The 22192-nt window shown below is 54.8% G+C and carries 23 protein-coding genes; 8 read left to right on the top strand and 15 right to left on the bottom strand.

The window, feature by feature from the left end; all coding sequences use genetic code 11:
- Window positions 1-96: 96 nt before the first annotated feature.
- The 7 genes from arsK to WBQ96_RS13350 form a co-directional block, all read right to left on the bottom strand.
- Entirely contained in the window at window positions 97-1326 is a 1230-nt protein-coding gene (arsK, locus tag WBQ96_RS13380; protein ID WP_336550917.1) for an arsenite efflux MFS transporter ArsK, read from the bottom strand.
- 115 nt (window positions 1327-1441) lie between these two features.
- Complete coding sequence (arsH, locus tag WBQ96_RS13375; RefSeq protein ID WP_336550919.1) at window positions 1442-2167, bottom strand: arsenical resistance protein ArsH; 726 nt, start codon at window positions 2165-2167, stop codon at window positions 1442-1444.
- Window positions 2142-2564 (bottom strand): arsenate reductase (glutaredoxin), encoded by a 423-nt coding sequence (gene arsC / locus WBQ96_RS13370; RefSeq protein ID WP_336551013.1) that lies wholly within the window; start codon window positions 2562-2564, stop codon window positions 2142-2144. The genes arsH and arsC overlap by 26 nt, the downstream gene beginning before the upstream one ends.
- Window positions 2564-3625: an ACR3 family arsenite efflux transporter gene (gene arsB / locus WBQ96_RS13365; RefSeq protein ID WP_336550921.1), complete on the bottom strand. Its 1062-nt coding sequence runs from the start codon at window positions 3623-3625 to the stop codon at window positions 2564-2566. Before arsB ends, arsC begins: the two co-directional genes overlap by 1 nt.
- Window positions 3626-3627: 2 nt before the next feature.
- The gene (locus WBQ96_RS13360) at window positions 3628-4155 is read right to left on the bottom strand and encodes an arsenate reductase ArsC (protein ID WP_336550923.1); all 528 of its coding nucleotides are present in this window, start codon (window positions 4153-4155) and stop codon (window positions 3628-3630) included.
- Window positions 4152-4634 carry an arsenic resistance N-acetyltransferase ArsN2 gene (gene arsN2 / locus WBQ96_RS13355; RefSeq protein ID WP_336550924.1) on the bottom strand — a complete coding sequence of 161 codons (483 nt, stop codon included), beginning with the start codon at window positions 4632-4634 and terminating at the stop codon, window positions 4152-4154. Before arsN2 ends, WBQ96_RS13360 begins: the two co-directional genes overlap by 4 nt.
- A complete protein-coding gene (locus WBQ96_RS13350) occupies window positions 4631-4978 on the bottom strand; it encodes an ArsR/SmtB family transcription factor (protein ID WP_336550926.1) in 348 nt (115 codons plus the stop codon). Before WBQ96_RS13350 ends, arsN2 begins: the two co-directional genes overlap by 4 nt.
- Before the next feature lie 42 nt (window positions 4979-5020).
- Between WBQ96_RS13350 and WBQ96_RS13345 the strand changes: the two genes are divergently transcribed.
- A complete protein-coding gene (locus WBQ96_RS13345; RefSeq protein WP_336550928.1) occupies window positions 5021-5566 on the top strand; it encodes a DUF6428 family protein in 546 nt (181 codons plus the stop codon).
- Window positions 5567-5600: 34 nt separating this feature from the next.
- Here WBQ96_RS13345 and WBQ96_RS13340 read toward each other — a convergent pair whose 3' ends face one another.
- From WBQ96_RS13340 to WBQ96_RS13315, 6 genes are all read right to left on the bottom strand, one after another.
- Window positions 5601-5762: an antitoxin Xre/MbcA/ParS toxin-binding domain-containing protein gene (locus tag WBQ96_RS13340; protein ID WP_336551016.1), complete on the bottom strand. Its 162-nt coding sequence runs from the start codon at window positions 5760-5762 to the stop codon at window positions 5601-5603.
- Between the two features lie 361 nt (window positions 5763-6123).
- Entirely contained in the window at window positions 6124-7959 is a 1836-nt protein-coding gene (locus WBQ96_RS13335; RefSeq protein ID WP_336550929.1) for a TniQ family protein, read from the bottom strand.
- A complete protein-coding gene (locus WBQ96_RS13330) occupies window positions 7956-9029 on the bottom strand; it encodes an ATP-binding protein (RefSeq protein WP_337035899.1) in 1074 nt (357 codons plus the stop codon). Before WBQ96_RS13330 ends, WBQ96_RS13335 begins: the two co-directional genes overlap by 4 nt.
- Before the next feature lies 1 nt (window position 9030).
- Window positions 9031-11214: an integrase gene (locus WBQ96_RS13325; RefSeq protein WP_336550932.1), complete on the bottom strand. Its 2184-nt coding sequence runs from the start codon at window positions 11212-11214 to the stop codon at window positions 9031-9033.
- A gap of 4 nt (window positions 11215-11218) precedes the next feature.
- Complete coding sequence (locus WBQ96_RS13320) at window positions 11219-12004, bottom strand: hypothetical protein (protein WP_336550934.1); 786 nt, start codon at window positions 12002-12004, stop codon at window positions 11219-11221.
- 593 nt (window positions 12005-12597) lie between these two features.
- Window positions 12598-12957, bottom strand: a complete 360-nt coding sequence (locus WBQ96_RS13315; protein WP_336550936.1) for a hypothetical protein — start codon at window positions 12955-12957, stop codon at window positions 12598-12600.
- A gap of 61 nt (window positions 12958-13018) precedes the next feature.
- Here WBQ96_RS13315 and WBQ96_RS13310 point away from each other — a divergent pair, with 61 nt between their 5' ends.
- From WBQ96_RS13310 to WBQ96_RS13290, 5 genes are all read left to right on the top strand, one after another.
- Window positions 13019-13318, top strand: a complete 300-nt coding sequence (locus WBQ96_RS13310; RefSeq protein ID WP_336550937.1) for a recombinase family protein — start codon at window positions 13019-13021, stop codon at window positions 13316-13318.
- Window positions 13319-13384: 66 nt separating this feature from the next.
- The gene (locus WBQ96_RS13305; protein WP_336550939.1) at window positions 13385-14593 is read left to right on the top strand and encodes a recombinase family protein; all 1209 of its coding nucleotides are present in this window, start codon (window positions 13385-13387) and stop codon (window positions 14591-14593) included.
- Window positions 14590-15486: a plasmid partitioning protein RepB C-terminal domain-containing protein gene (locus tag WBQ96_RS13300; RefSeq protein WP_336550940.1), complete on the top strand. Its 897-nt coding sequence runs from the start codon at window positions 14590-14592 to the stop codon at window positions 15484-15486. Before WBQ96_RS13305 ends, WBQ96_RS13300 begins: the two co-directional genes overlap by 4 nt.
- Window positions 15483-16373 (top strand): plasmid partitioning protein RepB C-terminal domain-containing protein, encoded by an 891-nt coding sequence (locus WBQ96_RS13295; protein WP_336550942.1) that lies wholly within the window; start codon window positions 15483-15485, stop codon window positions 16371-16373. The genes WBQ96_RS13300 and WBQ96_RS13295 overlap by 4 nt, the downstream gene beginning before the upstream one ends.
- Window positions 16374-16467: 94 nt before the next feature.
- Window positions 16468-17163, top strand: coding sequence for a sce7726 family protein (locus WBQ96_RS13290; RefSeq protein ID WP_336550944.1), 696 nt, complete (start codon window positions 16468-16470; stop codon window positions 17161-17163).
- Here WBQ96_RS13290 and WBQ96_RS13285 read toward each other — a convergent pair.
- Window positions 17138-18292, bottom strand: a complete 1155-nt coding sequence (locus tag WBQ96_RS13285) for a beta family protein (RefSeq protein ID WP_336550945.1) — start codon at window positions 18290-18292, stop codon at window positions 17138-17140. The two genes, WBQ96_RS13290 and WBQ96_RS13285, sit on opposite strands and share 26 nt — an antisense overlap.
- Window positions 18293-18571: 279 nt before the next feature.
- On the bottom strand, window positions 18572-19612 hold the full coding sequence (locus tag WBQ96_RS13280) for a PIN domain-containing protein (RefSeq protein ID WP_336550947.1): 1041 nt from the start codon (window positions 19610-19612) through the stop codon (window positions 18572-18574).
- A 401-nt stretch (window positions 19613-20013) separates the two neighbouring features.
- Here WBQ96_RS13280 and WBQ96_RS13275 point away from each other — a divergent pair, with 401 nt between their 5' ends.
- Both WBQ96_RS13275 and WBQ96_RS13270 read left to right on the top strand, forming a co-directional pair.
- Window positions 20014-21471: a DUF4041 domain-containing protein gene (locus tag WBQ96_RS13275; protein WP_336550949.1), complete on the top strand. Its 1458-nt coding sequence runs from the start codon at window positions 20014-20016 to the stop codon at window positions 21469-21471.
- A gap of 133 nt (window positions 21472-21604) precedes the next feature.
- On the top strand, window positions 21605-22093 hold the full coding sequence (locus WBQ96_RS13270) for a hypothetical protein (protein WP_336550951.1): 489 nt from the start codon (window positions 21605-21607) through the stop codon (window positions 22091-22093).
- Window positions 22094-22192: the final 99 nt, after the last annotated feature.

Raw genomic sequence — 22192 nt, 5'->3', positions numbered from 1 at the left:
CTCGAGATCACAGCTCTGCCGATATCGGGAAATCCCCGCGGCCTGAAGCTGCAGATACCCTACCTGCAGTACAAGGTCGATTTCGAGGGCGTCGGTCTATGTTTCCTGCGCCAATTCCGGTGTCTGACGGCCCCAGCCTATGCTGACAAAAGCCATGGCTGCGGCAATGCCGACCACGATTGCGACGGAAAGCGCGGACCATGTTCCGATGTGAGCCATCAGGAATGAGAACAGAAACGGGGCCAGCGCCGAGGCGATGAGACGGACTGCGGAGATTCGTCCCAGCATCGCTCCATAACCGTCTGAGCCGAACAGGTGCAGCGGTAATGACCCCTGAACGATGCTCATCAGACCCGAGCCGAGGCCGAAGAGTATGGCGAAAGCGATGCCGCCGGATATCCATGGCGCAGTGGTCAGCAATACGCACAGGCCCAGGACCAGAAAAGCGGCCGCGATGACCGCCAGAACCAGCGGCGATAGGGCCTTTCCGAACAGCATGTTGATGAAGCGGCTGAAGACCTGGGAAGGACCGAATACCGTTCCGACCAAAACCGCACTTGCGCCCATTCCCACAGCGGTCAGGAGCGGCACCATATGAATCAGCAGGGCTGAAAGCACAAATCCTTGGAGTGCGAAGCCGACGGCCATCAAAATGAATGCTCTTGAACGGTTCTCGGTCGAAATGCTCCCAACGACCGCGGTAACAGCTGACGTTCGGGCTGAAGCCTCACGCACTTTGATCGCCTTCATCGTTAGCGCCAACCACCAATGGATCGGAAAACAGACGAAGAGGTTGACGCCCGCAAAGACGAGATAGATTTCGCGCCATGTCAGATGTTCGTGGAGCCGGGAGGTAATCGGCCAGAACAGTGTCGAGGCAAAACCAGCAATCAGCGTGAGATGGGTGATGCTTCGTTGCGCCGTTTGCGGTGTGATCTGGACCAGAAGGGCGAATGCCGCATTGTAGAGGACGAAGGTCGACGCCATCTTGATCGCGACCATTCCCGCAATGAACGTCAGCCGCTCTGGCGCAAAGGCGCACAGCAGGAGGGCAAGTGCTGCACCGATGGATCCGAGCGCCATCATCTGCCCAGCCCCGTAACGGTCCATCCAGCGGCCGATGAAGGGTGACGCGAGCCCGCCGACAAGCAGGGAAGCAGAAAACACCCCGAACACCCATTTCTGAGACCAGTCGAAATCGCGGGCCATTTCCGGAGCAAGGATGGAGAAGCTGTAGTAGAGTGTGCCGTAACCGATGATCTGGGTCAGGCCCAATCCCCAGATGATGGCGCTGCGACGATGCTCAACTGAAACTGCCGAGGCCATATTCGGTTCTTCCGGAATTGTTGAAATTGATGGCAAAAGTGAGGGATCGCGCAGCACGCGTCCCGCACTTGATCGATGTGCTGCGGTCCTTTGTACCGGTGCCGGGTGCCGTATCCTAGATAGCCTTGAGCTTGACCCTTGCCTCCAGTTTCTCGGCATCTTCCTTGCGCTCGCTGTAGCGGTCGGTGAGGTAACCGGAAACATCCCGGGTCAGCAGCGTGAACTTCACGAGTTCCTCCATGACGTCGACGACGCGGTCGTAATAAGAGGACGGCTTCATTCGCCCCGCTTCATCGAACTCTTGATACGCTTTTGCGACACTCGACTGGTTGGGAATGGTAATCATGCGCATCCAGCGGCCCAAAATCCGCATCTGGTTGACTGCGTTGAAGCTCTGCGATCCTCCGGACACCTGCATGACTGCAAGCGTGCGCCCCTGCGTCGGACGAACCGAGCCGACGGCAAGAGGGATCCAGTCGATCTGGGATTTCATGACGCCGCTCATGGCCCCATGACGCTCCGGGCTGCACCAGACCTGGCCCTCTGACCAGAGTGACAGTTCGCGCAATTCCTGCACCTTTGGATGGTCTGTCGGCGCGCCGTCGGGTAGGGGAAGGCCGGTCGGATCGAAGATGCGAGGTTCGGCCCCGAAATGTTCAAGCAGCCGCGCTGCCTCCAGTGCCAGGAAGCGGCTGTAGGAGCGGGCGCGCAGCGAACCATAAAGCAGCAGAATGCGCGGCTTATGGGTTGAGAATGGCTTGGACAGCCGGGCGGGATCAGGAAGCTGAAGCGCTTCTTCCACAATGTTGGGCAGGTCAGGCAATTCGATTTCCTTCAGCATCGATCAGTAATTCGCCGTCCTCCTTGGCGAAGGGTCCCTTCTGAGGCACGGGAAGAATTTCGAGCACGATCTCGGATGGACGGCTGAGCCGCACACCCCATGGCGTCACCACGAACGGACGGTTGATCAGGATGGGGTGTTCCAGCATGGCGTCGAGCAGGTTGTCATCGGACAGCGTTGGGTCATCGAGGCCGAGGTCCGCGTAGGGCGTTCCTTTTTCCCGGATCGCCTCGCGAACCGTGAGACCAGACTTGCTGATCAGGTCCTTGAGAACGGCGCGCGTCGGTGGCGTTTTCAGGTATTCGATGACAGTCGGTTCGATGCCCGCATTGCGGATGAGCGCCAGCGTGTTGCGGGACGTGCCGCAATCGGGATTGTGATAGATTGTGACGTCCATCATGCGGTCCTCTCGGCTTCCCTGGTTGCAGTGACGGCCGAGCCGCGCTCGTACCAGTCCTTGCTGCGGTTCACGATCCAGACGACCGAGAGCATCACTGGGACTTCGACCAAGACGCCGACGACGGTGGCGAGTGCGGCACCAGAGCTGAAGCCGAACAGGCTGATGGCAGCGGCCACGGCCAGCTCGAAGAAGTTCGATGCACCGATCAGCGCGGACGGTCCTGCAACGCAATGCTGTTCGCCAGAAATGCGGTTGAGCAGGTAAGCCAGCCCGGAGTTGAAGTAGACCTGGATCAGGATCGGAACGGCCAGCAGAGCGATGATCGTGGGCTGCGAAATAATCTGTTCTCCCTGAAAGCCGAACAGCAAAACCAGGGTTGCCAGAAGCGCGATGAGCGATAGCGGCTGCAAGGTTCGCAAGAGGCGGTCGAGGGCTTTTTGTCCGCCTGATGCGAGCAGGCTGCGCCGCATCAGCTGTGCGATGATGATGGGGATGACGATGTAGAGGACGACCGACAGGACGAGCGTATCCCACGGCACGGTGATGGCCGAAAGGCCAAGCAGCAGGCCGACGATCGGGGCGAAGGCGACCATCATGATCGCGTCATTGAGTGCGACCTGAGATAGGGTGAAATGCGGCTCGCCCTTGGTCAGGTTCGACCAGACGAAGACCATGGCGGTGCAGGGGGCAGCCGCCAGAATGATCAGCCCGGCGATGTAGGAGTCGATCTGGGCTTCCGGCAGATAGGGCCGGAACAGCCAGCCGATGAAGAGCCAGCCAAGCAGTGCCATCGAGAACGGTTTGACTGCCCAGTTGATGAACAGCGTCACGCCGATGCCACGCCAGTGACGGCCGACTTCGCCCAGGGCTGCGAAGTCTATCTTCAACAGCATAGGGATGATCATCAGCCAGATCAGGACAGCGACAGGGATGTTGACCTTGGCGATTTCGGCACCACCGATTGCCTGAAATACCCCCGGCATAAGGTGGCCGAGCGCAATGCCCACGATAATGCACAGGGCGACCCAGAGGGTCAGGTAGCGTTCAAATGTCGACATGATCAGGCAGCGTCCGTGGTCTTTGAGCTTGAACCGTCAAGACGACCAATGGCTTTCAGGTGATGGTCGAGCGCCATCCGGTCGATGGAAGCATGCGGCAGGCTGAGGAACGCCATAATCCGGTTCTTCATGAAGCGGGCAGCGGTGCTGAAGGCGCGCTCCTTCTCGATATCGGTGCCCTCGACATTGGAAGGATCCTCGATGCCCCAGTGCGCAGTCATCGGTTGTCCCGGCCAGACCGGGCAGGCTTCGCCGGCTGCATCATCACAGACGGTGAAGACGAAATCCATTTCGGGCGCACCAGCCGCCGCGAACTCGTCCCAGGCTTTCGAACGGAAACCATCGGAGGGGTAATCGAGGGCTTCCAAAACCTTCAGTGCGAAGGGGTTCACCGTGCCCTTGGGCTGGCTACCTGCAGAGAATGAATTGAAGCGCCCAGCCCCCTCCTGGCGCAGGATGCTTTCGGCGAGGATCGACCGGGCCGAGTTTCCGGTGCATAGGAACAGGACATTGTAGATGCGGTCGGTCATCGGATGATCTCCGTGGTGCTGGAGGCCTGGGGAATGGCGGCTCGGTTCGAAACCGGGCGGGTCAGGAAGGTGGCAGTTGACGGGCAAAGTGACGATGCCTGCCGTGTTGAGAGTATTTCTGGCGGAACTCCATCGCGTCCGATTTGCTTGAATCCGATAGCTTCGAAGAAGTCGGCGGCAGATGTTGTCAGCAGATAGGCATTTTTCGCGCCAAGCGAGGCGGCATGCTCCAGCAAGCTTTCGACAATGAGATGGCCGATCCCCTGACCGCGAAATTGCGGGAAAACAACGATTGAACGGAGAAGCACGTGCTCTCCAAGTGCTTCGAAACCACCGAAACCTACAGGCATGCCGTTCTGCGTGAAGCGGAAGAACAGGCGGCCGTTTTCGCCCAGATCGTCGATCGGCAATTGCTCTGCCTCGAGTGCGGCAACGAAATCCTGAGCGTCAGGCGCGATCGGTTCGACATTGACGCTCATTGCACCGTATCCGCGGGTTCGCAGCAGGACGGAACGAGGGCAGGAGCGCAAATGGCAGGGTTTCCAGCGCAGCAATCCTCCATGAGGAATCGGATCAGACCGCTCAGAGCTTGGTACTCGGCTGTGTAGACGATCGATCGAGCCTCACGCCGGGCTGCAACAAGACCACCACGTTCCAGTTCCTTGAGATGGAACGAAACGTTGGACGCCGAGACACCAGCTGCGTCGGCGATGTTGCCGGCAGCCATTCCGTCCGGGCCTGCTTTCACGAGAAGTCTGATGATCCGGAGCCGGGTTTCCTGGGACATTGCTCCGAAGGCAATGAGAGCTTGACGTTCTTCCATATTTCAACAATCCTAAAAATGTCAAAATGAGGAATAACGTAGATGCTTACCCCTGACAACCTCGAATTTGAGCAGCCTGTAAAAATCATCGCTGATGATATCGGTATCGGTGTCCTTCTCGACTTCCTCGGAGATCACAAGGATATGCCACTGGTGTTCAGCTATGACGGGCGGGCGGTGAAACCCGGCTATCACGTCACCGAGGTTAAGGCCGGAGCGTTTTCCGCACTGGACTGCGGTGCCAATCCGGAATCCTGGACCGAAATTTTCATTCAGCTGTGGGATGTTGAAGAGGGCGAACGGACCCACATGCCGTCGGGAAGGTTCACTGCGATCATCCGCAAGGTGACGGAACACCTATCACTCGACATGAGCGCAAAACTGACCTTTGAGGTCAGCGACGGCATTGCTCCCATGCAACTTCATCAAGCATCCATGCCGGCCGTGGTCAATGGCGAGGTTCACGTCGAACTCTCACCCCGTCCGGCGAGCTGCAAGCCGCGTGATCGATGGCTGGCTGAACAGGCGAGGTCGTTGGCATCTTGCTGTGGGTCGCCAAAATCTGACGAAAAGCCGTGCTGCCGCTAAACTGCGGTTGCCCGGCGACGGATCTGAAAGATCCTTAGATATAAACCCCATCTTCCAAGCGTTCGAGATATGGCTCGACGAGGGTAGCACCGAACGGTGTGGCAACCAGATCGATCGAGCTGCGGCCGTTCAGTCCTGCGGCGGGATGCAGTATCCAAAGCTCGGCAATGGTTTGTGATCCGGAAACGGCGGCCACTTTTGCCAATATTATCGCGAACGTCCAAGTTTGGCTCCTTGGCCTTCGTGAGATTTCTCGAACAAAGGTCCGCCATTCGGCGGACCTTTGGGTATTTTGAGGCGACTTTTGGGTATTTGTTACCAAACTATGCGTTTAGCGACAGCAGCAGCTGCTGCTGCTGTCACCAACCCAATAGAATGCCTTGAAAGCATCATAAACCATTGAATTAAAACGATATTTTATACCAGACTGCCTCTGGGTTCGGTGAGAAAACCCAATGATTTGCCTCTGCGCAAACGCAATAAAATGCCTCAGTGGCGTGCGGACAAAAGAAAACCCGGCCGGAGCCGGGTTTTGCATTCGAACCTAGATGCTCAAATCATAGAGGTGGGATCGATGAACGGTGGTAAAAACGGGAACCGATGAGGTCTCGATCCATCGCCAGCGGAATGCCAACTAACTCCATTTTCAGGCGATTGAAATGAATGCCAGTTTCCTCGGCGAGCTGCATGAGAGAGACATAAGTCGTTTTGAAAATCGTCATGTCGGCTGGATCAATCACCGTTTGCGGACAACGATTGATCGGATTGACCTCGACTCGACTGGGGAGGTGGCCGTGCATGACAAGCGCTTTTAGGACGCCCGTGGTTACGCCCAAGGATTTTTCTGCCTGTCGAAGCGACATGCCTCCGTGGTCTTCCAGCCTCACGAGCGATCGTAGCTCTGACAAGTCCACCATCGCCGAAAGGAAACCTCTCTCGGAAGGCGACGTCCGAACCTTCAGTTTCTTGTCCATGATGAGATCCACGATCTCCATCACTCCGCAACAAGCGCGTTTCCCTGCTTCCAGAATGCCGACGAAGCCATCCTCACCGGGAGCCAAAACGGATGCTTCTGACAGCAGAAGCTTCAGGAATGAATCCAATCGATCTCGATCGAATGCATAATGATTCAGCGTTTGCCGATCGGCATCGACGATGGGCGTGACGTACCTACTGTCTAGAAGCGAGACGTCATGGGGACGTGGGACGTTGAGATAATTGGCAGCTTCCTTGAAGGTGAGGGCGTCGATGGCTCGTTCGATGAATTCGTGCGCCGCTTCCGCATTGAACAATGCATGGTCGTCCACCTGCGAATTAGCCTCGTCGCTTAGATAACCAGCTAGGTGCAGCAGCTTGCGAAGCCGCTTCGGGTGAGTTCCGTATTCACGCGAGGCGGTATGGATAGAATGTAGCCGCCGTTGATGAACCGGTTTCCCGAAGAGCTCATCTCCTGGCCCCAGCGGCATCGTCTCAATGCAGTGTCGAGCAACAACATCACGCAGGGGATCGAAGGCGGCATCTTCGGACTCGTGAGCGAGCCACTCGTACAGGCGATAGAAGGCTGACTTCGGCCCAGCAGCTTTTTTGGCGGGATCTTGTCTTCTCTGAAGATTTGCAAGAAGTTCCCGGATGTCGGCTTCACCCTGTGAGGCAATTTCGAATCCGCGAGTTCCGGCTTCGAAAAACTGATCTTCGGTAAGATCGTTCAGGCGCACTCTGACACCATGGGCGTCTACCACCCCGAGCATCTCACACAGCTTGCCGACCGCATCGAGACGGAAGCGATCCAGCCAGTTCGGTGTATGGCTCCCCATGTTCAAACGTGAGAGCAGGTAATGTTCCAGCGTTGACGGCTTCCGTCGTGCGGAGCTCTCACGAAGTGCTGCCAGCGATGGCAGAACCGGAATAACCATCTTCGTGAAGTCGTGTAGACCATTAGGGGCGAGATCGTGAGCAACGTCGATCAGAGCTTCATCATGATGCGGGCAGGTTCTGATATGCCCGATCAGCCAGTGTGCTCTCTGATATGGTCGGGCTTCGCTTTCACACTGAATTTGCTCCATGTCCGCCATCAGGCATGAAGCGCAAGCGCGAACGCGTCCTCTCAGCAGCCCACTGCGACTGATGATTTCCCCGTTGAATTCAAAGAGACGTGCTTCGACACGACGGAATGCAGACCGATCCAGTACATCGACGACCGAACGGCCACAGTGAGCCAATCTGGCCAATGCCTCTGGCTTGCCGTCGACCACATCCTGGAACTTGAAGCCCATGTCCAAACAAAAGTCGCGCGCGCTGCGCCGATTTACGAAGGCCGTTCGCGAGGCAAAACTCGACGGCAATTCTCCTCGGCCAATGGGTACTGTCATGTTGATTGGTAGCTGCGGCGTCATTTGTTTTTCTTATCCCTCACTTTCTTTTCAGACTGGATGTCCTCGACCTGGTGATCGTCGACTTGGTTATCTTGCAGAGCCATGGAGACGTCGATCAGATGCCACTGATCTGCCGTAAAGACGTTCCGGTCACGAGAACAACCGGAGCGGGCCTCGTACACCTTGGCGAAATGCTCCAACTTCACCGTCGCGCATCTTTCAATGAGCGCTTCATGGATGGCGTCCTGTACGAACTCGACCAGAATGCCGAACTGCCCCTCGGCAGCGTGTACCAATCGCGCAAAAAAGGGCTCCCCGAGGGAAGCAGTGGCTAGCTCGAGTTCAGCTCGCTTTTCTACGATCCAGCTCAACGTATTCCTGATCAACTTGGCGTCGTCAGCGAGACTGAGATCTCCGAAGGAAACAAAGCGGCTTCGTCTTTTGAGTTGGGTATCGTCCTCAATGAAACTGGCAAAGGAGGGCTTGCCCGACAGAATGAGCCAAACTGGCCACTCAGGCTGCTGCAGCAGGGCCTTCAGCGTGTCTCTGACCTTTTGCAGCTCGTTGCGGTTCGCCTTTTCGACTGCGTGCTGGATTTCATCGATATGTACATAGCGAACTCCTCGGACCTGGAGCCGATGGCGGACCATGTCCCAGACGACATTTTCCCGAAGTTCTCTCTGCACATCATAGCCGAGCGCCTGGAGAAGCGTGTTTCCCAGCTGTCGCAGCGTGCACGGGGACGGAGCCTTCACAGAAATGAGGTGCGAGTTTTCCTGCCCATGAGAACTTCCCCAGAACTCTTCACGCTTCCGAAAAACTCGCTCTAGCGCCCGTGTCTTGCCCGCGCCTGGCTTTCCCATGACAGCAAGAATTCGCCCCTCGGCGAGTCTTCCCACCCGTGAGGAGTGCTCAGGGCCTATAGCCTTGCTCATCTCGCAGCTTTCAATAAGTCTGTCGATTTCGGCTTCGAGCAGCTGGTCGCGCTTGTGTCCGATATAGACGCTGAGCACGCGCTTCATGATTTCCGCGCGATCTACAGGAGCAATTCCGTCGGTTGGTGCAAAGTCCACTTCCGCAATATCAGGCAATTCAAATCTCCATAAACATGTCGTCATCGTCGTCGGCAGTGGAAACGGCATCGTCGTGGGCATTGAGGACGCCATCGTCGGAACCGACAGCAGCGCCAGCACCAGCGGCATCGAGCACTTGGCCAAGTACGGTCGACTCGCCGATGCTGGTATCGACAGCCTCGTCCGCGAGGAAATCGCCGCCATCAGCATCCATTTCCTCTGAGCGGCGGCCACTGACACCCCAACGGGCAAGCTTGATGACCTGGTCAGAGGAATAGGTAGGTGGCTCAAGCCCAGCGCGTTCGGTTGCCGCCTTCGAAAAGTTTCGAATGTCCTCGATGGCCTGCAACCGAACATCGTGACTAATCTTCGCTTGTTCGGCGAATTCCCGCCTGATCTTCTCATTGGCGGCAACCCATTCGTGAAGGTTGACGCCGTCCATGCCCGGCCGTGTGCATGCAACAGTCAGCCAGCCGCCTTCGATGCGAACAGAAACAAAACCAAGGTCTGTTTGGTCGACGCGGACAAGAACAGTCTTCTTTTGGTTGTTGCGGCGGAGCTCCTGCAGCTTGATGTCTTGGTAGAAAAGGCCGAACAACTCGACACCTTCCTTGCGGATCATTCGATCCATCGTCGTGCCGAAGATTGAACGAGCAACATCCTCGTCGAGGGTTTGCTCTGTTGAGAATTGGCGATTCAGCCTGATCCAGGCGTTACGAGGGGTTTCTCCGCCGAGGCCTTCGTGTGGGGTGTTGTGATAAACATCCACAACGTATCGAGTAAGCATCGTCCGCAGTTCGTCCGCGTCGATTACGGCCATCGCTTCCGCATTGTAATCGCCCTTCGCGACTACATTTTCGAACGTCCGACCATGGAAGCGGGCGACGAGCTGTTGGTGAAAAGTCGAGAAGACGCGCTCAATCCGGCCTCGCATTTGCGGCAGGCCCGCTGGCGGGAACATGATTTCAATCTGCAGTGCCGCGCAGGCGGCTCGAAACTCATAACTTACAAAGGAGGAACCAGTGTCGGTGCAGATTGTCTCGATACCTGCGCTGCCCATGTCCCAAGGCGTTTGGCAACCAGCCGCCTTGGCCGACTGGGACTTGTCGCTGACCACCATGCGCAGAGTATTGATGGCGGCCTCAGACGAGGGAGAGCCATCAATGAAATATAGTCCGACGATGCAACGCGTTGCACAGTCAATCGCTGCGGACACCCAAACGCGTCTCTGCTCAGCCTCGCGCCTTGCCTCCTTCGGCAAACGGCTCCAGACCCCTGCCTTTTCCAGCAGCGTCTTCAATGAGACATTCCAGTCATCCATTTCCACTCGTTCGAGCGGGCGGCTAACTCCAAGGCCGCCTCTCACAAGATAGAAATGCTTCTTCGCCTTCTCTTCACCTTCTCGAGCCGCCATCACCCGAAAGTCGTCGAGCTTTGCGATTTCCCTGCGAAGCGATTGCATGCTGGGAATGGCAAACTGGGCCAAGCCCTGGGCCTGGCGCTGCTGATTGACCAGTCGGAACTCTGTGAGAAGTGCTTCGTAAATCGAGGCCTTGCTCGGCTTCAGCGGGTCCGCGTACTGCTTGGCAACGCTGGTTAGGATTGCGTAGACCTCGTCTTGCAGTCGCTGCTTACGATTTCCGCTGAGTCCGTAATTGTCACGAAGAACAATTGGGTCGTAGTGCCAAGCCTGGTACTTCCGAAGCCACTTTCGCAATGCGGTAGGGCTGGGGGCCTGGCGTACCATAGCCTGGGACCCGCAGCGCGTTGAGCCAGATTGAGAGTTGATCTCCATAGCATTTACGGCTGGCGCGATCGTTCTGATCGCCTGCAGCATAGATTCGTCGGAGCGGTTCGCCTCGGCATTGACCTCCATGCGGAGGAACCGATCGCAATATTCCTTCCGCCATAGCACCTTCGCCTGTTGAACCTTGCTGAGATCCGACAAGCGAACCTCGACTGATACCTTGCGAGCCTTGGCCTTTACCGAGAAGTAAAAGTTCTTGAAACGCCTCAAACGACCTGCGTTGTGCAGATCGAAGAGTGCCTCGTGCGTAAAGGATTCACAAAGGTCTGGGGCCGCAACCCGACGGAGGAGATGCGAGTCCGTGTCACTAGAAACCGGGACGTATTCGGTGTTGTCCACGACGATCTTGTCGTAGATGCCATATGCCCAACGAGGTGCGATTGGTTCAGTTGTCATCAATTCACCTCCCTCCGATTTGTTCGGTGCCACTCAGGTGGATCTGCGTTTCAGACGTAATGGGATTGGTTCCGACGGTGACCAGATCTCCGTCGAAGATGAGGCACACAATGGCCATGAAACCACGCGCATCAGCGTTCGACGCCCTCAGCACGTCACCAATCTTCGCCGAGCCTCGCAGTGTTTGGACAAATGTCCGCATCTGCTCGACGTCGTCTTCCCTGCGGCAGCCATTTGCCCTTACGATCAGCCGTGCGTTATCAGCGCGAACACGAGTGATCTGTCGCTCGGTTCTGAGCGCGATGTGTTCTGCGCAACCTGCTGGACGTTGTTCGCGGATCAAGTCGAGTGTTTCGAGAATGCCACTGCGATCGACCTGGGACTCTTGCTTGACTGCCAACGCATACCGGGTCCCGTTGGTCAGGTGTACTTCAAGGTCGAACCAATGATGCCGAGAATGACCGTCCCGGTCGAAATAGCGAACAGCAGGTGGCTGATCGCGGATTTCAGCGACGTTCCGACGAGCCATCAGAATGTACATTGCATCCCGCTCGAGAGTGCTTTCGTAATGCATCTCCCGATTGGCTCGAGCGTTCACAATCGTTCCCCGAAAAGACCCTCTCGAACGAAAACTGATCTTTCGTGACGCAAGTGATGCAGATGGGGGAATCCACAATTGCCCTGCGCGGGCTGATTGCGGAGTAATACCTGCACGAGCTAATGCACGACCGTGCTTGCGACGCGGTCCACCCAAGGTGGGCTGCAGATTGCTGGTACTCTTGTTCGACATGGGCACAAATCTCCTGTTGTCGGCACGCAGGGTGCGGCCGAGCTGTCTGAAATCCGGGAGGTGTTTGAATTCTCCCCGGTGCTGTTGTTTCGGACCGTGGTCCGGGAGATCAGCGCGTTATGTGGATTTGTGCCGTTGAGCCGCTGGAGGCGGCGAGGGGGGATAAATAGATCATTGTTGCCTCCTTTGGCTGGTTGTTGTTGACGACGGTTGGAGATGTCCATCTCTGGACGAGATGAACGTTGAAATACCTGACGCGGAACGTCAGATAACAAGCTGCGATAGGTGCGTGTCGATGATCAACACGTCACAAATCACAGGCTATGAAGATTTTGTTGAGGTGGGAAATCGAATTCCGATGCTTCGTGGCATCGGACAATCATACCGATGCCATTAGGCCGTTGCGCGGATGTCCCACACACATTTCGATATGATTTTGGCGTTCATGGTTTAACCCTGTCCTGCCCGAGCTGTCGTCGGGAGGCGGCTTATGGCAGGAGCCCATTTGCTTGGCAAGATCCTAAATTGCAACTTGTCGATCAAAGTTAACGGGCTGACATTGGTGGATGTTGGGCGGCCGCGGGTCGGGAGGATCACGTCTCTGTAGCCAATGCATCAATGATGGCGGTCGCTCGGATTAATGCAGAGCGCACTGCCGTGATCTCAAGAGTCAGTTCCAGGCCGCCGCGGTCAGCAAGTTGTAAGATGGTTTTTGTTACCGCAGCTGAATTGCGTGCCAGTAGAATAAGATGCCATCCCCCTGGACCGTAATCCGCATTCAGCCAATGTCTTGCGCTCCGCTCGCTCGCGCCCGACCACAACATTACAGTCTTTGTCGCCACGTGACTTGAGCCGACCTCAGAGATTAGGGCATTTGATATGGCGGCTGCATAGGCCGCTTCGCCTTCGCCTGGCTGTCCAAGCGGTAATTTATTGCCGCTTTTTGGAAACATATTTCCGGCTCCTTGAGCTAGATTAATACGAAGCTTTCTGCTTTTTCGCTCGTGGCCCGCAATGGTAATCAAATGGCACCAGACGGACGGGAACGAATCCCAATCCCCAACTTCTAGGATAAGGGCCGCCCAATACGTCCGTATGTCGACGGAACATCAGAAGTATTCGACCGACAATCAGGTCGCTGCGATACGGCGATATGCCGACGAGCGAGGATTCGAAATCGTCCTGACATATGCCGACGAAGGTAAAAGCGGGCTTCGTCTTATCGGCAGGGATGCTCTGAGGACCTTGCTGGACGATGTCGAAACGGGACGTGCCGACTATGCGGCAATCCTCGTCTACGATGTGAGCCGTTAGGGACGCTTCCAGGACCCGGACGAGGCCGCAGCAATTGAACTCCAGTGCAAACGCGCCGGAATTCGAGTGCACTACTGTGCTGAACAGTTCGAGAATGACGGCAGCATTGGCTCTTCCATCGTGAAGACAGTCAAACGGGCAATGGCTGGGGAATATAGTCGCGAGCTTTCGGTAAAAGTTTTCGCGGGGCAATCGCACCTCATCCGCCTCGGCTTCCGTCAAGGCGGCCCGGCTGGTTATGGCCTGCGTCGGGTGCTCGTCGACCAGAACGGCAATCCCAAGGGTGAGCTAGGTCAGGGAGAACACAAGAGCATCGCGACTGATCGGGTCATCCTTGTGCCCGGACCGGAGAGTGAAATTCGGATCGTGAGGCAAGTCTATCATCAATTCGTCGCTGAGAACCGTGCAGAACGGGAGATAGCTGAAATACTAAACTCCCGTGGCCTTTTGACTGACCTTGGTCGGCAATGGACACGAGGGACAGTTCACCAGCTCCTAATCAATGAGAAATACATCGGGAACAATGTATGGGGCAGGACTTCATTCAAGTTGAAGCAGTCGCGCGTAAAGGTTTCAGAGGATTCTTGGATACGGGCAGATAATGTCTTCCGACCGATTGTGAGCAAGGATGTGTTCAGCCAGGCAAAGGCGATCATTGCAAAGAGGTCGGAGCGCTTGTCGGACGAACGAATGCTGGATCTTCTTGCAGGAATTCTTGAAAAGTGCGGTCACCTTTCGGGAATGATAATCGACGAGACCGAGGATTGTCCTTCAAGCAGTTCCTATTTGTCACGCTTTGGCAGCCTGTTGCGTGCCTATGCCCTCGTAGGTTTCGTACCGGAACACGATTACCGATATCTAGAAATAAATCGTACACTGCGAAAAATGCATCCTCAGGTGGTGGCGGCAGCGCTCGAGGGCATCAGGGATGCTGGGGGTGAAGTCGAGCAGGACCCAGATACAGACATGCTTGCGATAAACCACGAGTTCATCGCAAGCATCGTTATCGTCCGCTGCTTCCATACCCGCGCAGGGTCGCGTCGCTGGAAGCTGCGGTTCGACACTGTTCTCAATCCTGATTTGACGATCGCCATCCGAATGGATGCTTCGAACGAGCGAGTGCAGGACTATTATCTATTGCCACGCATGGATATGCACTCCGCCATCCTGCATCTTTGCGACCATAATGGCCTGTCGCTCGATGCCTACCGTTTTGACACACTGGAATCCTTTTATTCCATGACTTCCCGGGCTCCTCTACAGGAGGCTGCATGATGTCTGCCACTCCAGCACAGCGGATCGAAATGATCCCCATAGGAAGGATCACCGTAGTCAATCCAAGGATTCGCAACAAACGAGGCTTCAAAGAGATAGTCGACAACATAGCTCAAATCGGACTGAAGCGCCCGATCACGGTTACCCGTCGTGCCGAAGCTGGAGGGCCGTACTACGATCTTGTCTGCGGTCAGGGCAGGCTTGAAGCCTACAAGGCACTTGGTCAACGTGAGGTCCCTGCACTCGTAGTTAGCGCCGATCCAGAAGATTGCCTTGTCGCAAGCCTAGTCGAGAACTGTGCTCGGCGGCAGCACAGGGCGATCGACCTGCTGCAGGATATTGGTGGCATGAATCAGCGCGGTCATCGTGTGGCAGACATCGCACGAAAAACGGGTCTGACAGCGGAGTACGTCTATGCCGTTATCAGGCTTCTTGAAAATGGCGAGCAGCGATTGCTGCGTTCGGTTGAATCCGGTCATATCCCCTTTAGCGTCGCGCTGGATATTGCAGAGGCGGATGATCAAGACGTGCAGGCGGCACTTCAGAGCGCGTATGAAAAGAACCTGCTCCGAGGACGCAAACTTCTGGCTGCAAAACGGCTGGTGGAGCAGCGACGCCTCCAGGGAAAGGGACTGAAGAACGATCAGCGCGTCAAACCACCCGAAATGTCGACTGAAGCCCTTCTCCATGCTTATCAGCAGGATACGGAACGGAAACGCATGTTGGTAAAGCGTGCACAAGCTGCGAAAAACCGACTGATCTTGATTGCTGAGGCTATGCGCAGACTGCTGGCCGATGATCAATTCCGTGACCTACTTTGCAATGAAGGCCTTAGAACGCTGCCCAAAAATCTGGCTCTGCGCCTCGGTTCTCCCCAGGAAGAAAAGCGATGAACGGAGCACGCCAGGCATTGTCCGTGAAACTCGCATTCGAGACCTCTAGTCTGCGAATTGCGATCGCCGATATCATGCCGCTCAGGCAACTTACGCCAGCAATCATAAAATCGGTGAAGTATGCCCAGATCGCTGCTTCGATGGCGGAGGTCGGCATCATAGAACCCCCGGTTGTAATAAGGGACAGATCTGACGGTGCCCGTTTCCATCTGCTCGATGGTCATATCCGTATCGACATACTTCGATCAAGAGGTGATACGGAGGTCGTGTGTCTAGTAGCTACGGAAGACGAGGCATTTACCTACAACAAACGAGTTAGCCGCATTGCAATCATTCAGGAACACAAAATGATCCTGAAAGCGATCGAAAAGGGAGTACCAGAAGAACGGCTCGCGCGTGCGTTGAACGTCAACATCGACACCATCCGTCACAAGCGGAGCCTGCTGGATGGTATATGTCCAGAGGCCGTCGAACTGCTCAAGGACAAGCATGTTCCCATTAACACGATCCGCGAATTCAAGAAACTGAAGTCGATTAGGCAAATCGAAGCGGTGGAACTAATGATCGCGATGAACAAGTATTCCGTTAGTTACGCAAAGTCACTTGTCGCTGCTACACCTGAAGGCCAACTTGTTCGCGGAACCAAAACCGTGCGAGGGCTGAGTCAGCAAAAGATTGAGATGATGGAGAGCGAATCCGCCACGCTCGATCGGGAATTTAGAGCTATTGAGCAAGACTACGGGAGCGATCACCTTGATGTCGTTCTCGCAACTGGTTATGTGGCTCGCCTCCTGGAAAACGCGAGGGTAGTGCGGCATATGGCGGAATATTATCCGGACATTCTTTCGGAATTCCAGAAGATTGCAGAGCTTCGGAAAGCCGCATAGCAACAACTTGCCGATGAAGCGCGCCGCTGCCTGGGAGGGATGTCATTTCTTAACTGGTCTGCGGGCAACAATCTAATTGTGACCGTTAAAGGACTTGATACTCGCTGCACCTGCGGTGATCGTAGATAAAACGGATTTGTGGACGATGGCCCCTCGTAGATTTACCCCGACCAACGACCGAATGATTCGAGATGCAGTCAAGGCGGCGCTGGTGTCGCGGCATGCTGACGATGATGCAGTGATCGTTGAAGAGTTGAAGACGGCAAGAGGATCGGGGCGGCTCGATATTGCGGTCATAAATGGCAAGTTGGAAGGGGTGGAGATCAAAAGCGATCTGGACACCCTTAGTAGATTGGGCAGACAGGCGACATATTTTGGCGGCGCAGCCGACAAAATGACGTTGGTAGTCGGAGACCGACATCTCAACAACGCCGTGACTATGGTGCCCGATTGGTGGTCCATCGTGAAGGCAACGGCGAAAACGTCAGGTGAGATTCATCTCAAAACCTTGCGTCGCGGGCGCATCAACAAACACCTTGATCCTGAAGCTTTGACATTTTTGCTTGAGCGGGAAGAACTTGTGATCCTGCTCGAACGCTTTGGCTTGGATTCGGGAATTCGCACGGCACCTTACAGTGAGCTGTCCCGTCGGGCCATGGGTGCCATCCGAAAACAGAATCTAGCAGCCGAGGTTCGGAGCCTGCTCAAGAGGCGTGCCGAGTTTCAAAAGTCATTTGAAATAGGAGCCTTCGGCAGGAACACCGTCATTTGTACGCAGCGTGTCGACTGATGTGTTGATTGGCCCTCACTGCAATCCAAGGTCCAGGTACGACGAATTTTGTTTTGTCGATTGTCGTCGTCCCAGCGGAAACTTCCTCGATCACAGAAGTTCCCCAGCACTGCGTGCGTCTTTTCCAATCATCGGAGTTGACGGTCTTTTTTGCGCAACGTACATAACCGGTCGGATCAGAATTGCGTTCTTCCAGCTCCACCCTCCAGTGGCGATCCAATGTAAGGTCGACATGCGGGAACCAACCGTTGCCTCCCTTTCTGTTTGACTTTTTCGGTAGCGAAGCATGATCCCCGTATTCGACGGACCATGAGCCAGATATGCTGTCGTGATGAAGTCTTTCTTCCATCTGCAGCAGCCGCGGCAGTTCACGGAGTGAGGAAGCCGGAAAGCTGCCGCTGATAACGACCTTACGGCTGACCCCGAAAGCTTCTCCTGCCGAATTCTTCAGTTGCTGGAGTGCGGCTTCGGTGGCTGCGGCAGAGCTCGATGCGCGGTTGCGCACGAATCCTGAATCGAGAAGGAGGTACGACGATCCTGGATTGTGCAGGGCCGCTATTCCTGCGCCAGCCATGGCAACTTCTTCGGGATTTTCCGGATCGATCCGAAATGCCACAGGATAAATATTTTGGTTCGCCACAGCGATTTGACCGTTCACGGCCTCCATGGATGTCAGACGCACCACAGGCACAACACCTGAATGCGCGCCCGCCATCGCTATCCATGCGGCCGCACCATGTCGAGGCTCTAAAAACCCGCGCAAATGCGCATTGAACTGCTCTGTCCGTCTCCTCAGTTCAGCATAACGAGCCAGTTCCTTTTCGGTTCGTTCGCGCGGCTTCTTTCCGTCTAGGGCTTCACGTTTTGCCGCCTTCTGCCGCCGGATCGCTGCTGCTTCCTCTGCAGAGGTCACCACACGTGGAGTCGTATCAAAATCCAGGATTATTGGCCTGCCTTCGGCGGCGTCGGAGACGAGGTCAAAAGTGTCAGAAAAGGACTCTGCAAGTTTTTGACGAGTTAACGTTATGACGGGAAGGATTGAGTCTTTCACCGAATTTGAGCAACGCGAGTACGCCATAAATTCGAACGCACGCGTGCTGAAACAAGGAAAATATTTCCGTTCGAGCATTCCAGTCCCCCAAGCCAAGGAGCTGACAGATTTTTCGAATCACCTAATTTTCTAGAATATATGACAGACGTCTGATCACAAATTTTATTAATCAAAACTCACATTACTACAAGAAATGGCGGATATTGGCGATTGCAGCAGTTTTGGCTGCAGATAGCCGCGGTCCAAAAAGGGTTAAGTCCGCACCCTGCCATGCTAAGCTGGCAGTTAATTTATCTAGGACAATGGCTATTTTTCTCGTCTCGACGTGGTGGCGAAGAAGGGAGCCTCGGATTAACTTTACTTATATGGCCATCCATCGTCAGGCTGGATGTCGACGTGGAAGAAGCTATTCCGGAAAGAAAGCTCGTTGATCGCAAGTGGCTTCCCATCTTCATCCGGCTCGATCGCCATCGAGAATTTCTCGATAATGGTGATCGTGGTCTCCCCTTCTACGGTGCCATAAGGCATCCAAGAACGATCGTCAGGATCTCGATAGCCGTTTTCCCAGTCTGGATGCCTATACGTCACCGACAAAGTTACGGATGCGGTTCCAGTCAACAAAATGAAGTCTTCGCGATCAACTGGCTTGAAGACCGTCAGATCAGATAGATCGAAGGCGTCCAGTTTTTCAATGTCGATATCTGCATCTACGATATCGCTGGCCCCGAGTTCCCAACCATCCAGATCCGCTTCAATCTTTGATCGCAGGTCCGCCGCCTGCGCCTCCAAGAACTCATTGAGGTCTGGAGCCTCCACTTCAAAACCGAGTTTCTTGAAGAGGTCGGGGATTGATTTCACGATGACCAGGTGCTCGATCTCGCGCGAAGGAGCTGTGAAATCTCTATCGTCGGTTACGAGCGTCAATGGTGACTCTGCGGTCCCTTCTGCCTTCAGGCATTCAAAGATGAAAGCATCAGGGAATTGATCCCGTTTGCTCTCACCAGCAAAGAATCCCTTAGCTGCACTGTAGGAATTGAAAACGACTGATGGCTTGATGTCGTCAATCGTAAGGATTTTGGCCTTCAACGCGGCAAACATCTTTTCTGTCTCGGCAAGATATTTTTTAGACAGCATTTCACGGATGTCATCCTTCCCAAAGTCAGGAAGGTCAACGTTGAATAGCTCGTGCAGGAGTTTCCGAAAATGCGGGCGACCGACCTCCTTGACCACCTCAAAGTCGTTCAGGGTGTGTTTTTTGGCAACCTCCGAGATGGTCAGGTCAGTAGTGACGACTGTGACGTACCCTGCGTTTACCAGATCAATAACTCGTGAAAACAACGGACCACCAGGCGGCTTCCCGGTCTGAATGATGAGGTTCGCATCGATAAATACCTTCACTGCAGTTGCTCGCTTGATCTCGAATCCTAACGAATTTCAAACGCAGAATATCAATCTCTGGTCATGAAGAAAATATTCCTCTTGACTAATTTCACTTGCATTCGTTCTTGATGTGTTCCTCCGCGTGGGAAAATGTATTGGCCGCCTAGTGCATGGATTGCATCCCGCTTCGCGAGGTTACGGGCGTTGGTGCTCAAAATGGAAATCAAGCCGCTGGAGGTCACGATCGAAACGGCGACGAGACTTCGAGATATGCCGATACATGCAAAAATCGATCTATATCATAGCCCCAGGATATTCATCCCGGCTATATCGAATAGCTGAACAATGGATTCTCAAAGCTCTGAATTGACAATTTGCTTATCAAGCGGGAACTATTGTTGCAGGCTCGGGGGAGTGCTTTGGATCAGTCGCAAGTTATTACCGTTGTGATAGCGCTCGTCGTTTTGACGATGCCGTTTTTCCTTATTTTCACGTCATACAAATGGTGGCGATCGAGAAAGAGCGCTCGAGCCGCTCATGTGTCGATCGATGAGAAAAATGCACTTATCGAAAAATCTCTGACAGCCATCAAAGCACTGCAGGCAGCCAAGAAGGAGGCGGAAACGCGGGTTCAATACCTCGAGACGCGTTTCGGCGGTTTGGTTGATCTCGATACGGAAGCGGTACGTCTCGGCGATGTCATTGCTGCAGCCAAGGACGAAATCGAAACCTTGCGAGGTGCCTATAAGGACAAAAAGCAGATTTACGACCGCATGATCGCTGAGGTTGCAATCTTCGATGATCGTCTCGCATTTGCTGAGATGGGCGTTTATGAGCCCCATTTCGATTTCACTGACAGTGAAGAATACAAGGCAGCAATTGTTAGGGTTCGGGAACAGCAGAAAAAGAAGGTTGCGGACAAGACGGCGGTTATCTCCACAACCAATTGGACCGTTAATGGTAGTTCGGCAAAGGGCCAGACCATGACGAACCGGAATATTCGACTGACCCTGCGGGCATTCAACAATGAATGCGAGGCTGCGATTGCCAACACACGCTGGAACAATGTCAATGCGATGGAGAAGCGTATCGTTCGCGCCCAGGAGCAGATTGACAAACTCAATGCATCAAATTCGACAGTTATCGCCAGCGAATATCTCAAGCTGAAGCTTCAGGAACTCTACCTGACCCATGAATATCGAGAGAAACTGAAGGCGGAACGGGACGAACGTGCGGAGACAGCTCGTCTCGCGCGGGAGGAGCAAAGGCTTTTGCGTGACATGGAGGAAGCTCAGGATGAGGAGCAGCATTATGCCGACCTGCTGGCCAAGGCGAAGCTCGAGGCTGCCAAGATTGTTGGTCCACAACTCGATGCTTTCAGCGATCAGATAAAAATGCTGGAGCAGGAATTGGCCGAGGCGCATGCCAAGGTCGAACGTGCCCAGGCGATGGCAGAAAGAACCCGTTCCGGATACGTCTACATCATCTCAAACATCGGATCATTTGGAGAGGACGTCGTCAAAATTGGGCTTACGCGTCGCCTGGATCCGATGGATCGAGTGCGCGAGCTTGGGGACGCAAGCGTGCCATTCATTTTTGATACGCACGCCATAATTTACAGCGACGACGCTCCGACCCTTGAAAGGGCGCTTCATGGCGAATTTGAGCCTACGAGAGTCAACTCTCAGAATTTCCGCAAGGAATTCTTTCGGGCATCGCTCGACGATGTTGAAGCAGCGGTCAAGCGTCTTGCTCCTGGAGCCCCTTTCTTCAAGGACATCGAGGCCCAAGAATATCACGAGACCCTTTCGAGGAGGCGTATTGCCCTCGAGAACCTGCAGCACGCGGACGTGATGGCCTTTCCCACTTCATTGTAGGCAAAACCGTAATCGATGTTCTGCTCTTACGTTGTCCTATACGCCTTCGTCTGGAATCCGCTTTCCAGGGATTTACCCATGACCGCAGTCGGCCCGAAGTGGCCATCGTTTTTACAAAGTCTTGAAGCCCTGGATGGAGATTGAGTTGAAGGCTACCCATGCCCGCGACGACGCGGCAGAAATGTACCAAATCCTGCGGACGGCAAAGTGCATAAAGCGGTACGATAGCATCAGCCACCAGCTTCTCGCTGAACTCGCTGTAGCGATTTCCACCGATGGAGAAGTCGTCGGCGGGAACAATCGTGGCAGCGACGTTCTGTCTCCGACCTACGGGAAGATTGAGGTGAAGTCCCGCATCCTTGGCACTGATGGGCCTTTTCCTCGGATTTCTCTTAAACCCCACAACCTCGATAAGTCCGATTGGATTGCTGCCGTCAGATGGACGCGCGATTTCGAGTTTCATGATGCTGTCGCACTGCCGAAGCCCGCCGCGCAAAACCTCTTTGCGGGCCGATTGACAGAAGGTCGTGCGGCTCACGTTGCTTGGCAGACCTGGATTTCGACACCCGGAGCAGAGAGTCTGGCCAGTCGCATCCGTGCCACCCTAGTATCGCTTTGTTGACGGCGGGAGCCGCAGTCGGGTCAACGCGAGTTAAATCACACACAGATCGACGCGTCGCGCGGCCCTGAAGACGCCACCGACTTGGAAATAGTAAATTGG

Source organism: Mesorhizobium sp. CCNWLY176, from assembly GCF_037153935.1.
Classification (GTDB): Bacteria; Pseudomonadota; Alphaproteobacteria; order Rhizobiales; family Rhizobiaceae; genus Mesorhizobium_M; species Mesorhizobium_M zhangyense.
The sequence above is the reverse complement of the archived record's forward strand: the minus strand, read 5'-3'. Positions and strand labels throughout refer to the sequence as shown.